Origin of the sequence: Arthrobacter sp. GCM10027362, assembly GCF_042679445.1 — a bacterium.
Taxonomy (GTDB): Bacteria; Actinomycetota; Actinomycetes; order Actinomycetales; family Micrococcaceae; genus Crystallibacter.
In genome coordinates, this window is sequence record NZ_JBHTML010000408.1 from 1 (window position 1) to 835 (window position 835).

Sequence of the window (835 nt, forward strand, 5' to 3'; positions counted from 1 at the left end):
GGCGTCGTGCTCGCCACCGGCGGCGCCGGCCAGCTGTTCGAGGCCACCACCAACCCGGCCGGTGCCACCAGCGACGGCGCCGCCCTGGCCTGGACGGCCGGCGCGGTGCTGGCGGACCTGGAATTCTTCCAGTTCCATCCCACCCTGCTGGATCCGGCGGCCACCGGGGGACGCCCCTTCATGGTTTCCGAGGCGGTCCGCGGCGAAGGGGCGCTGCTGGTGGACTCCGCCGGCGGGCGCTTCATGCCCGGCGTCCACCCGGATGCCGAACTCGCCCCGCGCGACGTGGTCTCCCGCGCCATCCACGACCGCCGGCAGGAGCTGGCCCGGCAGGACGCCGATCCCGCCGTCTACCTGGACGCCACCGTCATTGCCGCGGCCCGCGGCACGGACTTCCTCGCCCGCCGCTTCCCGATGATCGATGCCACCGTGCGGTCGCTGGGCTTCGACTGGAGCCGCGAACTGCTGCCGGTGGTGCCGGCCTCGCACTATTGGATGGGCGGGGTGCGCACCGACCTGCATGCCCGCACCTCGGTGCCCGGGCTCTACGCCGTCGGCGAGGCCGCCTGCACCGGGGTGCACGGAGCCAACCGGCTCGCCTCCAACTCCCTGCTCGAAGGCCTGGTCTTCGCCCGCCGGGCGGTGCAGTCCCTGGACCTGCACCGGACCGCGCCGTCCTTCCGCGCGGTCCCGCTGGCGTTCGACGACGGCGGCACCGCCTGCACCCGGGCCGAGATCCAGTCGCTGATGTCCGCCTCGGCGGGTGTGCTGCGGGACCGGGCCGGCCTCGAGCTGGCAGCCAAGCAGCTGGCCGAGTGGACCGCCGGCCCCGAGG

At 74.9% G+C, this 835-nt stretch carries 1 protein-coding gene; it reads left to right on the plus strand.

The window, feature by feature from the left end; translation table 11 throughout:
• Positions 1-835 (plus strand): FAD-binding protein (locus tag ACFQ36_RS23030; protein ID WP_377017925.1); only part of this gene is annotated, 835 nt, incomplete at both ends.